14 protein-coding genes are annotated in these 13712 nt (G+C 51.7%); 6 read left to right on the top strand and 8 right to left on the bottom strand.

Annotated features, from left to right (window positions below; genetic code table 11):
- The first annotated feature begins 82 nt into the window (after window positions 1–82).
- The 5 genes from DFR42_RS15250 to DFR42_RS29240 all read left to right on the top strand — a co-directional run bounded on the left by DFR42_RS15250 (window position 83) and on the right by DFR42_RS29240 (window position 3373).
- Entirely contained in the window at window positions 83–547 is a 465-nt protein-coding gene (locus DFR42_RS15250; protein ID WP_110255842.1) for a cell division protein, read from the top strand.
- A complete protein-coding gene (locus DFR42_RS15245; RefSeq protein WP_110255841.1) occupies window positions 544–1191 on the top strand; it encodes a DUF4166 domain-containing protein in 648 nt (215 codons plus the stop codon). The genes DFR42_RS15250 and DFR42_RS15245 overlap by 4 nt, the downstream gene beginning before the upstream one ends.
- Window positions 1188–2648: a TIGR01777 family oxidoreductase gene (locus DFR42_RS15240; RefSeq protein ID WP_110255840.1), complete on the top strand. Its 1461-nt coding sequence runs from the start codon at window positions 1188–1190 to the stop codon at window positions 2646–2648. Before DFR42_RS15245 ends, DFR42_RS15240 begins: the two co-directional genes overlap by 4 nt.
- A gap of 29 nt (window positions 2649–2677) precedes the next feature.
- The gene (locus tag DFR42_RS15235) at window positions 2678–3130 is read left to right on the top strand and encodes a hypothetical protein (RefSeq protein WP_110255839.1); all 453 of its coding nucleotides are present in this window, start codon (window positions 2678–2680) and stop codon (window positions 3128–3130) included.
- 75 nt (window positions 3131–3205) lie between these two features.
- A complete protein-coding gene (locus tag DFR42_RS29240; RefSeq protein ID WP_170133540.1) occupies window positions 3206–3373 on the top strand; it encodes a hypothetical protein in 168 nt (55 codons plus the stop codon).
- Window positions 3374–3465: 92 nt separating this feature from the next.
- Here the strand turns inward: DFR42_RS29240 and DFR42_RS15230 are convergent, their stop codons facing one another.
- From DFR42_RS15230 to DFR42_RS15210, 5 genes are all read right to left on the bottom strand, one after another.
- A complete protein-coding gene (locus DFR42_RS15230; RefSeq protein ID WP_110255838.1) occupies window positions 3466–5169 on the bottom strand; it encodes a long-chain-fatty-acid--CoA ligase in 1704 nt (567 codons plus the stop codon).
- Window positions 5170–5306: 137 nt separating this feature from the next.
- Complete coding sequence (locus tag DFR42_RS15225) at window positions 5307–6533, bottom strand: acyl-CoA dehydrogenase (protein ID WP_110255837.1); 1227 nt, start codon at window positions 6531–6533, stop codon at window positions 5307–5309.
- Window positions 6534–6582: 49 nt separating this feature from the next.
- Complete coding sequence (locus DFR42_RS15220) at window positions 6583–7032, bottom strand: PaaI family thioesterase (protein WP_110255836.1); 450 nt, start codon at window positions 7030–7032, stop codon at window positions 6583–6585.
- Between the two features lie 24 nt (window positions 7033–7056).
- Window positions 7057–7821: an SDR family oxidoreductase gene (locus tag DFR42_RS15215; RefSeq protein WP_110255835.1), complete on the bottom strand. Its 765-nt coding sequence runs from the start codon at window positions 7819–7821 to the stop codon at window positions 7057–7059.
- A 164-nt stretch (window positions 7822–7985) separates the two neighbouring features.
- Window positions 7986–8717, bottom strand: a complete 732-nt coding sequence (locus tag DFR42_RS15210) for a histidine phosphatase family protein (RefSeq protein ID WP_110255834.1) — start codon at window positions 8715–8717, stop codon at window positions 7986–7988.
- A 101-nt stretch (window positions 8718–8818) separates the two neighbouring features.
- Here DFR42_RS15210 and DFR42_RS15205 point away from each other — a divergent pair, with 101 nt between their 5' ends.
- Window positions 8819–9730 (top strand): LysR family transcriptional regulator, encoded by a 912-nt coding sequence (locus DFR42_RS15205; protein WP_110255833.1) that lies wholly within the window; start codon window positions 8819–8821, stop codon window positions 9728–9730.
- A 56-nt stretch (window positions 9731–9786) separates the two neighbouring features.
- On the opposite strand, the gene DFR42_RS15200 is transcribed toward DFR42_RS15205, so the two are convergent.
- The 3 genes from DFR42_RS15200 to DFR42_RS15185 all read right to left on the bottom strand — a co-directional run bounded on the left by DFR42_RS15200 (window position 9787) and on the right by DFR42_RS15185 (window position 13621).
- Window positions 9787–10119, bottom strand: coding sequence for a DUF3579 domain-containing protein (locus tag DFR42_RS15200; RefSeq protein ID WP_110255905.1), 333 nt, complete (start codon window positions 10117–10119; stop codon window positions 9787–9789).
- Window positions 10120–10953: 834 nt separating this feature from the next.
- Complete coding sequence (locus tag DFR42_RS15190) at window positions 10954–12210, bottom strand: sensor histidine kinase (protein WP_245936988.1); 1257 nt, start codon at window positions 12208–12210, stop codon at window positions 10954–10956.
- Window positions 12200–13621, bottom strand: a complete 1422-nt coding sequence (locus tag DFR42_RS15185; protein WP_110255832.1) for a sigma-54-dependent transcriptional regulator — start codon at window positions 13619–13621, stop codon at window positions 12200–12202. The genes DFR42_RS15190 and DFR42_RS15185 overlap by 11 nt, the downstream gene beginning before the upstream one ends.
- Between the last annotated feature and the right edge of the window lie 91 nt (window positions 13622–13712).

Below are 13712 nucleotides of genomic sequence, written 5' to 3'. Positions count from 1 at the left end.
ATGCCGCAAATTGCTTGACATGCGCCCCCAATTCGCCTTTAATTTCTGTAACAACAGAAATTAAAGAAATAAAGGAAAATATATGTCACATGAACAACGAAATCGCATCAGACCCTGGCTGATACGCTGGTTGTACGCCGCCGCTTTCGCTCATTTCATTATCGGCCTCTTGCTACCGTGGATCAGTAGCACTGGTCTGGTCGAGGTGTATCACCAGCTCATAGAAAGCCATTTCTGGCCCCTGGCAGCGCCAGATGCGGCACGCAATATGCAAGTCTGGTGGATGAGTCTGTTTGGTGCCACCGTACAAACAGTGGGCTTGTGGATGGGTGCATTGATTTATCTCGGCAATCAACACCGCAGCCGCTTTGCATGGCTATGGCTGATGATAGGCATACTGGTTTGGGCGCCGCAAGACATGCTGATTTCCATGCAGGCAGATATGCGCATTAATGTCTGGATAGATGCCTTTGCCGTGCTGAGCATGATCCCGCCTCTGCTGGCATTATGGAAATTGGATGCACCTGTAACTGAAAGAAAAGTATGAACCCAGATAGCAAACCCATCCCGTCAGAAGGCGAGTTGTTCAGAAAAATCCTGGGCAAGGAATGGCTGAAACTACACCCAGATATCCAGGCCCGGTTTGCCAAAAATCCAGAGCCAGACAAGCCACTGTATTACACGGGAGTGCTCAGCGAATTAAGCTGCTCAAGAATAGGCAAACTATTGGGTCACCTGACCAAGCCCATGATAGCCGGGGCATTGATTCCTTATACCGATCATGATTTCCCTGTCGATATCATGGTGTATTCCAAGCCGGATTGCCCTTCCATCTTCAAGCAAAGGATATACCGCCTGCACAACAGGCCGCCAATACAATTCACGTCATATATGCAGGAAAGTGAAAAAGGCGAAGTGCTCGAATATGTGGGCATGGGCCTGGGCATGAAGCTGCGCCTGCACGTGCATGAAGGTAATCTCTACTTCACCAGCGATGGTTATTTCTGGGATGTGCTGGGTTATCGCATTCCCATACCCGGTATTTTCACACCGGGCAAAACTTATCTTTGCCATAGGAATGACAACCCTGAGCAATTCAATATACGCATAGAAATCAAACACGCCCTGTTTGGCCGCACGTTTACCCAAATAGGCGTATTCAAGGAAATTCATACTGAGGCTGCATCATGAACACACACTTAATTGCCCTGCAGTTAATGGCCGCGCAAGGCTTGCTCGGCGCTTTCGATACCCTCTACCATCATGAACTGACTGAAGCACTGCCGCAACGCGCCAGCGCCCACACAGAACTGGGCATACACGCCACTCGTGCACTCATCTACAGCTTGCTCTTCATCGGCTTGTCGGCATGGGCATGGCATGGTGCCTGGGCCATCGTGCTATTACTGGTATTTGGTATCGAGATCATTCTGACCTTATGGGACTTCGTCATAGAAGACCAGACCCGTCTTTTACCTGCCACAGAGCGTGTGACGCATACCATACTCGCCATCAATGGTGGTGCCTTCATCACTTTATTGATATTGAATACGCCCGAGTGGTTTGCCTCCCCTACACAAATGCTGTGGCAACCTCAAGGATGGCTCAGTGTCTTCCTGGCCTTGTGCGGCTTGGGCGTGGGCATCTCTGGCATACGCGATGGCCTGGCTGCACTACGCCTGGGCAAACTGGCAGAGAAAGAAAAGCACTTAAGCACCATACACTTCAGCGATAAGTCAGAGCAGGTATTGGTCACCGGTGCAACAGGCTTTATCGGCACACTGCTGGTAAAGGCCTTGCTGGCAGATGGCCAGCAAGTGACTGTGCTGAGTCGCAAACCCAGACAAGCCTGCTGGAAATTTGACGGAAGGGTGAGAGTCATCGCGTCCATGCAGGAATTGCCAGCAAATCAGCATGTCGATGTCATCATCAACCTGGCGGGCGAACGCATACTGGGCTGGCGCTGGTCAGAAAAACGCAAGGCTGAATTGCGCCAAAGCCGTGCTGGCCTGACTAAGCAAATCACGGAGTGGATAGCCCGCGCAGAAAGCAAACCCAGGCTTTTGCTGGCCGCTTCTGCCATCGGCTACTACGGCATACAAGCCCCTGGCGATGAAAGGGAATTATCTGAAAGTGCCGTACCACAATCCATTTTCATGTCAGAACTTTGCCAGGAATGGGAACATGCCAACCAGGCCGCCAGCACTTACGGCGTCAAGGTAGCCAGGATGCGCCTGGGCGTGGTACTTGGACAGCAAGGTGCGCTGGGCATGATGCTCCTGCCCATCAAGCTGGGCCTGGGTGGGGCACTTGGTAGCGGCAAGCAATGGCAATCATGGATACATGTGCATGATGTGCTGCGCGGCATTGCTCATCTCTGGCAACATGAAGCCAGTCTGCCACTGGACAGCGCGTATAATTTCACAACACCCGGGGCAGTGACACAAAAACAGTTCAGCAGCATTGCTGCAAGTGTTTTGCGTCGCCCCAGCTTCTTCCCTACCCCAGGCTGGCCTATGCGCCTGATGCTGGGTGAACAAGCTGATTTATTACTGGAAGGCCAGCGTGTGGTGCCAGCAAAATTAGCAGAAGACGGTTTTGTGTTTGATTATCCAGATTTGCGTAGCGCGTTGATAAATTTAGTCTAAGCAAACTGGTCAAGGTGCAAGGAGTATCCATGCCGCGCAGAAGACAACTCAAATCGATAGCAGCGGGAATTGCTGACAGCTTTAATAGCCGGAACAATGATCTCGAAGGCTATTGGGCCTTGGGCAAGCTTTGCCGGTTTGCTCAAGATCAGACGATTTCTTTACTTACTCTGGATTTGCTGAATATCGTCTGCACACCGGAAAGCACAGAATTTAATGCTGTCATGCATGACTATAAAGTGAAGCTGCGTGTCATCATGAATAAGCAAGGTATTCCAGAAGACTGGCTAAAAGCAGCGAAGATAGAAATTGATTTCCAGCCTGAATATGATGAGCGTTTGCACTATTTCCGTTCTGCACTGGGCGACCCCTACACTGTCAATATCGAATTGATGACAGACTTGGGGAAAATATTTAGCTTCAGGACTGGCGGCAATTGCAAGCCTCATGACCCGCTAAGCGAATCCAGACGAAACGTTTAACTGTTATGCAAGAGGCACTCACTTGAATTTTCAGATCAAGTCTCCATCTGCTGCAGCACATTCAAGGAGCAAGCCATGTTCTTCCTGCACCACCCCCAGCCTGTAAGGCCAAGAAAAGCCGTGCCTGAACTACAGGTCAGCAGCCAGAGCAAGGCGGCAAATACTGAGACTATCGTTGTTGAGCATAGCCTTAAAGATTTGCAATCCTTGCAGGTACAACTCCAGGATAAGATATCAAAATAAAAAAATGCGGCTTTTCGGGAAGCAACCAGAAAGCCGCATAAACGCGCAAAAACTGTTTTGCAGGCTTGATCAGACTTGCCTGCTTGATTTAATCAGGCAGCGGCCCTTTTCTTTGCCTCTTCTTCATATAATTCTTTTTTCGACAATTTGCCTACCGGTGTCTTGGGCAATTCAGCACGTATGTCCATGGCTTGCGGCATTTCATGTTTACCCAGTCGCTCCTTGAGGAAGTCTTTCAGTTCTTCAAAACTGAAGGCTGCATGCCCGGTCTTGAGCTTGATAAAGGCCTTGGCCGCTTGCCCTCGATATGCATCGGGGATACCAATGACGCTGACTTCGGCGACAGCCGGGTGTTCATAGATCGCTTCTTCTATATTGCGCGGATAAACGTTATAGCCACCAGACAAGATCATGTCCTTGGTGCGGTCGACAATGTAGACAAAACCATCCGCATCCATATAGCCAACATCACCAGTGCGGAAGTAACCGTCAGCCGTAAACGCATCACGGTTGGCATCTGGCTTGTTCCAGTAGCCTTTCATGATGTTGGCGCCAGCCACGCAGATTTCGCCACGCTCACCCAGAGCCACCTCCTGACGTACATCATCAATGCTGGCGAATTTAAAGCGTATGCCTGGCGTAGGCAAACCACATGAACCAGCCTTGCGCATGCCGCCCAAGGGCGTAAACGTACCAGTCGGCGAAGTCTCAGTCATGCCCCAGCCTTCCAGCAGGGTGCAGCTTGTCAATGCCTGGAATTGTTGCAGTACTTCTGTCGGCAAGGGTGCGCCGCCAGAGTTGCAAAACTTCAAGGCACTGAGATCATATTCCTTGATTTGCGGATGGTTGATGATGGCGGTATACATGGTGGGGACGCCGGGGAATACGGTGATTTTTTTATTCGCCAGATCCTTGACCACGGCATCAGCATCAAAACGGGTATGCAAGACTATCTCTGCACCCAGGCGGATACCAAACAGCATGTCTACCGTCAGGGCATAGATGTGAAACAGCGGCAGTACAGCCAGCAGTTTTTCTTTGCCCTCTTCCAGTACACGCGGCTCAATATTGGTGGTTTCCATGATCTGGCTGCAAGCCGTGGTGAGGTTGCCATGGGTAAGCATGGCACCCTTGGGCAAGCCTGTGGTGCCACCGGTGTATTGCAGGGTAGCAATGGCTTCTTTGGGGTCGATTGCCGGGATGGGCGTATAGTCACCATCATTGTCCAGCAGTTTTGCGAACAGTAAATGTTGGGCATCGTCAGGGATAACACTCAACTGCGCTGCCTTGTCCAGATTCGCCCTGACTGCATCCGGGTAAGGTGTCATTTCCGGGATATTGCCTATGATGAGTTTTTGCAGGCGGGTATGCCCCAGCATCTTGGCCATTTGCGGGTACAGCATGATCATGTCCAGCGTCACCAGCATATCGGTATGGCTGTCAGAGATTTTATGCTCCAGTACTTTCTCTGCATCCAGCGGCGAGTAATTCACGACGGTGCCACCAGCCTGCAATATCGCAAAGAAGCTGATGACGTAATGCGGTGTATTCGGCAAATACAGGCCCACATGTACGCCAGGCTTCACGCCCAGTTGCTGGAAACCTTTGGTGGCCTGGTTCACCAGTTTTTGCAATTCTGCATAACTGGTTTTCTTGCCCATGAATTCCAGGGCTGGCAAGTCTGGCCATTTGGCAACGGCATCATGCAGCAATTGTGGCACGCTGCTGATAGGCAGGTCGGCGTCCCAGTGTACGCCTGCAGGGTAAGATTTGATCCAGGGTTGTAAGTCGCGCATTTTTGTCTCTCTCTTTTTTAAGAATAATTTGAAAATGTCAGCCAACCAGGAAGTTAACGTCGGAGAAGCCCTGCCTCAAAAAGAGGAAGAGCCAGTCCGGAACTACCCGTAAATCGCACTTAAGAAACTACAAGTAATTATTTTTTCTCCGTATATTTCTTTAACTCCATCTTGCCGATTTGATTCCTGTGTACTTCATCCGGGCCATCGGCCAGGCGCAGGGTGCGCGCCTGTGCATAGGAATAAGCGAGGTTGAAGTCATCTGACACACCGCCACCACCATGCGCCTGTATGGCCCAGTCTATGACCTGGCAAGCCATGGTCGGTGCAGCCACCTTGATCATGGCGATTTCTTTGGCTGCCGCCTTGTTGCCTACCGTGTCCATCATCTGTGCTGCATTCAAGACCAGAAAACGCGCCTGGTCAATGAGGATACGGGCATTGGCAATACGTTCCAGCGTCACGCCCTGGTCTGCTACGCGCTTACCAAAGGCCACACGTGTCAAAGAGCGTTTGCACATGTCTTCCAGTGCGCGTTCTGCCAGACCGATGAGGCGCATGCAGTGATGAATACGGCCAGGTCCGAGACGGCCCTGGGCAATTTCAAAACCACGGCCTTCACCCAGCAAGATATTGGATGCGGGTACGCGCACGTTTTCAAACAGCACTTCGCCATGGCCATGCGGTGCATCGTCATAACCGAATACCGGCAAGGCGCGCAAGATAGTCACGCCCGGCGTATCACGCGGCACGATGATCATGGATTGCTGCTTGTGACGATCCGCATTATCAGGATCACTCTTGCCCATGAAGATAAACACTTTGCAGCGTGGGTCATTGGCACCGGACGACCACCATTTGCGACCATTGATGACGTACTCATCGCCATCACGCACTATCGATGATTCAATATTGGTGGCATCAGAAGAAGCAACTGCCGGTTCTGTCATGGCGAAGCAGGAGCGAATTTCACCGCGCAGCAAGGGCTTGAGCCATTGTTCCTGATGCTCAGGCGTACCATAGCGGGCAAACACTTCCATATTGCCGGTATCAGGGGCCGAGCAATTGAATACTTCTGGTGCCCAGACGGCGCGGCCCATGATTTCGCACAACGGTGCATATTCGAGATTGGTCAAACCTGCGCCATGGCCAGATTCTGGCAGGAACAGATTCCACAAACCGGCGTCGCGTGCCTTGGCTTTCAATTGCTCAACGACCTTGGTTGGTATCCAGGCATTGCCTGCCTTGCGGTTGGCAGCGATCTCGCCAAAGAAAGTTTTTTCGTTTGGATAGACGTGCTCGTCCATGAAGGCGATCAGACGTGCCTGCAAATCTTTGACTTTGGGGCTGTATTGAAAATCCATTTTGTTTCCTTTTTCCTTGTTGGTCCAGATGGACATGGATATGTCCGCTTTATTTTCTTTGTAGTTCGATATTGCGCGCAGTCAGCAAGGCTGTTGCGCATAAAACTTCTTCGCTATCGCGTACAGAGAAAACCTCTGCAGCGCTGACAGTCAATAACTTCCCGCTTGAAACTACACGCCCGCGTGCCCGTAGTTTTTCACCATCGGCGGGTGCGACTATCTTCAAATTGCTATCTATACTGGCGTTGATCCAGCCTGCTGATAACAGAGTGCCAGCGGCAGAGACGCCGGCAAAATCTGCGGCTGCAAAGATGGCTGTGGCCTGCATCTTTCCAGGTGCGAAACTGAGTTCTTCGCGACAGGTGATCTCCAGCTCCACTTCACCCGGTGCTATCTTCACAAATTCTATGCCCAGCCATTTCGCCATGGGCATGGCCAGCACCAGGCTCTTAAGCTGTATTGCGTAATCTGGATTGCTTGCCACGTATGCCGGTTTCATGATCACGCCTTGCTCCTTACTGTATTAACTAACCAGATAACCACCATCAACATTGATGCAGGCACCTGTCGTATAGCTGGATGCATTCGATGCCAGGTACAAGACCGTGCCCGCCATTTCATCGGGTTCGGCAATGCGCTTCATCGGTATGCGGGTCAGGGCTTTTTCGAGAATCACAGGATTGTGGAACAAGGCCGAGGCAAACTTGGTATCGGTTGCGCCCGGCAGCAAGGCATTCACGCGCACACCCATGGGTGCGCACTCTTGTGCGAAGGATTTGGTCATGGCGATGACTGCTGCCTTGGTGATGGAATAAATTCCCTGCATCGCACCTGGGACCACGCCATTAACCGAAGCCACATTGATGATACTGCCACCGCCATTTTTTGCCATCAGTTTGGCACCGGCTGAAGACATGAAGAAATAGCCGCGTATATTGACATCGACCGTCTTCTGGAAGGCACTGACATCAGTCTCGGTGATATGCCCAAAGTGAGGATTAGTGGCAGCATTATTGACGAGGATATCGAGCTTGCCATGCGCTGCTGTAATGTCGGCAAACAAGGTATCTATCTGCGCCATTTCACCAATATGGCAGGCGCGAGCTTCTGCTTTGCCACCCGCCGCAATAATTGCTGCCACCACGGCTTCGCAGGCTTCTGCCTTGCGGCTGCTCACGATGACATAGGCACCATTGGCAGCCAGGGTCTTGGCGACGGCTTCACCTATGCCACGGCTGGCACCGGTGACCAGTGCGACCTTGCCGGTCAAATCAAACATTGCTGTCATAACTTGTCTCTCTTATTTCTTAGAACCTGTTTACGATCTGTAGCGAGCGGGCGTCAGCGAGATGAAGAGCAGCGCAAAAAGCGGAATGTACTCTAAGTACATGAGCATTTTGATCAGCGCGTGAATCTCGATCACGCTCGCGCAGTAAGATCTGAAACAGGTTCTTAAACGTAGGTAATTGCTTTGGGGTTATTCAACACTTCAAGATGTGAAAAATTATTCAGGTAAGCCAGCGCAGGACGCAACATGCCTTCGGCTGTTGGCTGCAAATGAAAGCGCGTGACCGCGCTGTTCACCAATGACCAGTTGAGTTCAGCAAAACGTGGATCAGGAAAGCCCAGCACATGCTGGCATAAGGCCGAGATCGTGCCGCCAGAAGTGAACACGACGATGTTCTTTGCATCATCCGCAAGCGCCAGTTGCTTGTGCATGGCGATAACGCAGCGCTGGCGGAATTCATTCCAGCTTTCTACATACTCAGCGTCATACTCGCCTGACATCCAGCGGCTGATGGCCTGGGCAAAAATATCCTGGAAGGCTTGCTTGCCGTTCGGCGTATTCATGAGGAAATGCTTGACCGCCGCCGGGTCATCAAAAGCGGGTACGTGCCGCGCCAGCACTTCATGGTGGTTGTATTCGTTGAAACCGGCATCGCAATGCCAGGCAGAGGTATCCAGCCCATTAACATCCTGTTGCAGCATTTCAGATAGACAGGCTTGCGCGGTTTGCTGGTGCCGTTTCAGCGCGCCCGTTACTACCCTTGACACCTGCATATCACGCGCGGCCCACCAGCGGCCCAAGTGCCTTGCCTGCTGTTCGCCCAGTTCAGACAATTGGTCATAGTTCTGGTTGCCGAATGAAGCCTGCCCGTGCCTGACCAGATATAAAGCTGCCATTACTTCCTCTGTGATATTTCACTTATAAATTGATGAACAAAGTGTAAGCCCGGGACTATAATTGATCAAATGAATAGTTATTATCAAGATTAATTAATCTCATGCATTTATCCCGCGTCGATTTAAACCTGTTCACTGTCTTTGTTGCCATCTATACCGAAGGCAGCGTGACCCGCGCCAGCCAGCAACTGAACCTGACCCAGCCCGCCATCAGCCATGCACTGAACCGCCTGCGGCAACTGTTCAACGACCCGCTGTTTGTGCGTCAGGGCCAGATGATGGTTTCGACCCCGCTGGCGCGCAGCATCATAGAGCCGGTGCGGCAAGCACTGCGCGGGCTGGAAGTGACGCTGACCGAGAATGACAAGTTTGATCCGGCACTGGCAAGCAAACAGTTCAACCTGGCTTTGCGTGATGTGTTGGAATCAACTGCCCTGCCACCGCTGATGGAGAGCATTACCCGCCAAGCGCCACAAATCAATTTGGCAGCGATACAGGTAGAGAGACGGGAGCTGGTCAGCGAGCTGGCGGCGGGCAGCCTTGATCTGGCGATTGATATGCTATTGCCATTGCCAAATGAGATACACCGCCAGATGGTGGTACAAGGCAACACTGTTGTGCTGGCCAGACGCGATCACCCCGTCATACAGGGTGAACTGGATCTGGACACTTATATGCAGGCCGAACACATACTCGCCAGTTCACGCCGCAAAGGCATGGGACTGGAAGATTTTGAGCTGAGCCGTCTGGGCCTGCAAAGACGCATACGCCTGCGTTGCCAGCATTATTTTGCTGCATGCAGGGTCGTCAGCCAGACAGATTTACTGCTGACGATGCCAGAAGGCTATGCACGCATCGCGAATGAACAATTCAATAATCAGATATTACCACTGCCCACCGCCATGCCTTCATGGGATGTGTATTTGTACTGGCATCAGAATGTGGAAAATGATCCGGCGAACCGCTGGTTAAGGCAGCAAGTGATAGAGGCGTTTCAAAACCAGACAGTGTGATACCGCAAAGTAATGCAAGACATGAGCTGGATTAGCCCAGCTTAAGGCATGACGCTTTACTTGTCAGCCTTGGGTTCTTCAGGCAACAGGCATGCATCGATAATTTGCAAATCATTATCTTTGGCAAAACTGAGAACAAAATGATAAGCCAGCGGCTCTATATCGCGGATGGCTTCATTGACCACGACAGAACGCACACCATTCAGCAATATCGGGCGTACGTAAGGTGAATATTGCAAGTGTGAGTGCCTGCCACCGTCAGGGCTGAAACAAGACATGGCTCCGCACAGGCGCTCTGCCCAATCGCTGGGGCGAAATTGTTTGCCATCACTGGTTATACCCTGGATGAAAAACTCGCGGACTTGTTGCGTTTTAGTGGATTCGGCCATGTGCTCGGCTTGCTGATGCAAGAGTGAATTAAGCTTAACATCATTATGTGACATCAAGCTTTCAATATACTTCCATATTATATCTTATAGAAGACTTGAATCAAAACCGGCGTCACTGATATATCTGGCTTTGATGCAAAGCATGCAATCTTACCCTGCCAATATAGTGCATTTTGCGGGCTAGTAAAGAAAAGAGCGGGCTAGTGTTTATGTGATTGATAATCTTATGGTGTGTTGCATGTTTAAATTGACATGCATGATTGATCACTGCTCTTGAATAAAATACAAGGTAGACAATAGTCGGGCGACTTGCCGTTGCCGTTGCCGTTGCTGTTGCCGTTGCTGTTGCTGTTGCTGTTGGGCTTGACTCTGGGGTTGTGGTTGCTTTTGACGTTCGCAGTTCCCATGTGTAGACGCCATTTGTGCTGTACAGAAAATGGATCAAGAAGAGCCGCTGTCTGAGCGCAGCGAGTTTCGGATCTTCCCATTTTTTGTACTGCGCAAATGGGAACCCCGCAGGGGCGGCTACGCCTGGGTCGCCTTTCTTTGAATTCTTTCTTTGGCGACGCAAAGAAAGAATTTCGGCCGCCGGGCCGAGACCCGGCTTGGTTCTACGAAGGCCAATCGTTTTACACGTGACACAAGTATGCAACAAACGCCGCTGGATTCCAGCTAAAAGCACGCTGGAATGACGTAGCTAAGAAGAGTGAGTAATTATCAAGTCGGGGTTCGCTACACGGTATTCCAATAAAACTATACACAATAGCGCACGCTATCCAGGCAAAAACCACAGCCATCGCACTACTGTCATCTTGAAACAAAACTCCCCACACCTCACAAACTAATAATAAACCTCGCCCCACCACCCACACTATCCGCATACCTCACCGTCCCCCCATTCCCCTGCACCAATTGCCTGACCAGCGCCAGCCCTATCCCACTGCCATGCTCACGGGTAGAAAAGAAAGGCGTGAAGATGTGCGCGATCAAATCCTTGGGCACCCCTGGCCCATTGTCACTGACTTCTATGCGCAAGCGTGCACCACGACTAAGCTGGGCCCGTATGCTGACGATAGCGGGCTGGACACTTGCTGTCGCCTCAAAGGCATTTTTGATGAGGTTGATAAGTGCCTGTTCCAGTTGCGCAGGGTCTAGCATGGCTTCCAGGTTGGCGGGCTCTACACTGAACTGTATTTCCCCGCCTCTGGACTGCCACATGGGGCTGACCAATGAAGATATACGTGCCAGCAAAGCCTGCAATTGCACTCTTTCAAGCTGTGCCACTGGCACATTGGCCAGGCTGCGGTAGCTGCCGACAAAATTGACCAGGCCATGTGCACGCCTGCTGATGGCATCAAGTGCCAGCGCCAGGTCGGCGGCATTTTGCTGGGGCAATTGCAGATCATTCAACATATCTTGCGCGGTGCTGGATAAGGAAGCGACAGGTGTCAGCGAATTCATGATTTCATGCGTGAGTACACGGATGAGTTTTTGCCAGGCCTGTTGCGCCTCCATTTGCAGCTCAGACTCTACAGGCATCAATGCCACGATGAGTTGTGCCTGGCTTTGCAGGGTGAGACTGCTGCTTGCCAGCAAGGCACGTTCCTGTCCCTGCTCAGTTTCAAAACAAATCATGCTGCGCTTGCCCACAGCCTGGGCAATGATTTGCTCATACAGCTGGCTGACTTCAATCACGCGACCAGGTGCAATCAAGCGACGGGCATTGCCGTTCAGGGGGCTGACATTTTTTTCCTGCCCTTTACTCTCTACACAAAACAGGGCAATGGGCGCATGCTCCAGCCGGCTTTCCAGTGTCAGTGCCGTTTGCTGCAAACCATCGCGCTGCATGGCTGGCAATAGATTGCCAGCGTCTGGCCTGGCCTGAGGCGCAGCCAGGCTGCTCAGGCCCCGGATAAACATCAGCAAACCAGAAACAGCCAGCAATGCCATTACTATCGACCAGCGCAATAATTGATCACTTTGTCCGGCAGTATGCAGATACGTCATGGCCGTCGCAGCGCCGACGATGATGAGCATGCCGCAGACAGTCAGCAATTTCCCGCGCCAGGCGGGACTTGGATCAGATGTCATGCTTTTCCAGCTTGCGGTAGAGTGCAGCACGGCTCAGGCCCAGCAATTTGGCGGCCTGGCTGATATTTCCTTCTGCCTTGCTCATGGCATTGGCGATGGTTTCGCGCTCCAGTGCGGCCAGCGTGTATTCGGGGCTGGTAATAACTGTTTCTGTCGAGGCTTCCGCCACTGCCACTTGCGTCACCGGTACAGCGGCAGATTTAATCTCAGCTATCGCTGCAAATGGCAAACCAAAATCTGCCAGCATGTAGTTTTCCTGAGTCGCCAGTATCACCGCTCTTTCACAGGCGTGACGCAGCTCCCTGACATTGCCTGGCCAGGAATAGGCAGACAAGGCTGCCACTACATTGCCATCAATATTTCTTGCTGGTCTTTGATATTGTTGTTGATAGCCATGCAGGTAATGAGCCAGCAGCATAGGGATATCAGCTACCCGTTCGCGCAATGGCGGTATGCGCAAGACGATGGTATTGAGACGAAACAAGAGGTCGGTGCGAAACACACTGGCATCGAACAAACTGGCCTCATTCAGATTGGTGGCACTGATGATGCGGACATTGATTTTCTCTGCCCGGTCTGCCCCTATGGGAGTAATTTCGCGGCGCTCCAGTGCATGCAGTAATTTTGCCTGGGCACCCAGAGGCAGATTACCAATTTCATCGAGAAAAAGTACACCGCCAGAAGCAGTCTGAAAACGCCCTGCCCGGTCTTGCCTGGCATCGGTGAACGCCCCTTTTTTATGGCCATACATTTCGCTTTCAAAGGTCGACTCGGGTATGCTACCCATGTCGACAGGCAAAAATGTCGCTTCCCTGCGTGCAGAATGCTGGTGGATGGCACGCGCCACCAATTCCTTGCCTGCGCCATTTTCACCGAGGATGAGGACATTTGCCTCCGTCGGCGCCACGCTCCTGATGATGGATTTCAACTCGCGCATGCTGGCTGCATGGCCCATCAATTCAGGAAAATCCTCATCCTGTAAAGACAAGTCCTGCTTGCCATAGCGACTGGCTGCGCTCTGCACCGCTGCCACCAGTCTGTCATTATTCCAGGGCTTGGTAATGAAGTCGCTGGCACCGCGTTTCAAGGCCTCGACAGCCAGCGGGACGTCTGCATAAGCCGTCATCATGATGACGGCTGGAGCTGGATTGAGTGTGCGTAACTGGCTCAGCAAGGCCAGGCCCTCGGCACCATCCGTGCGGCCTGGTGTGAAATTCATGTCCAGCAAGACCACATCCGGCATTGCCGCTTGCAAGCTGGAATTCAGTTGCGCAGTATCCGTCAGGGTGCTGACACGCTGGTAATGCCTGCGCAATAATAACTGGGCTGCGCATGCAACATCGGGGTCATCATCAATGATGAGTATGGAAGTATTAATTGCAGGGTGTGCTGCAGTAGTGGAGGCTGGCATGAAGAAGATGAAAGAAACTCAGGTCGACAATTGCGGGTGAATATAATTTCAAGCCATTGTAATCCTGCATGCTGGCAGCGGTAAACAAAGC

Source organism: Undibacterium pigrum (assembly GCF_003201815.1).
Lineage (GTDB): Bacteria > Pseudomonadota > Gammaproteobacteria > Burkholderiales > Burkholderiaceae_D > Undibacterium > Undibacterium pigrum.
Note: the sequence above shows the minus strand (reverse complement) of the source record. Positions and strands in the feature narration are given on the sequence as shown.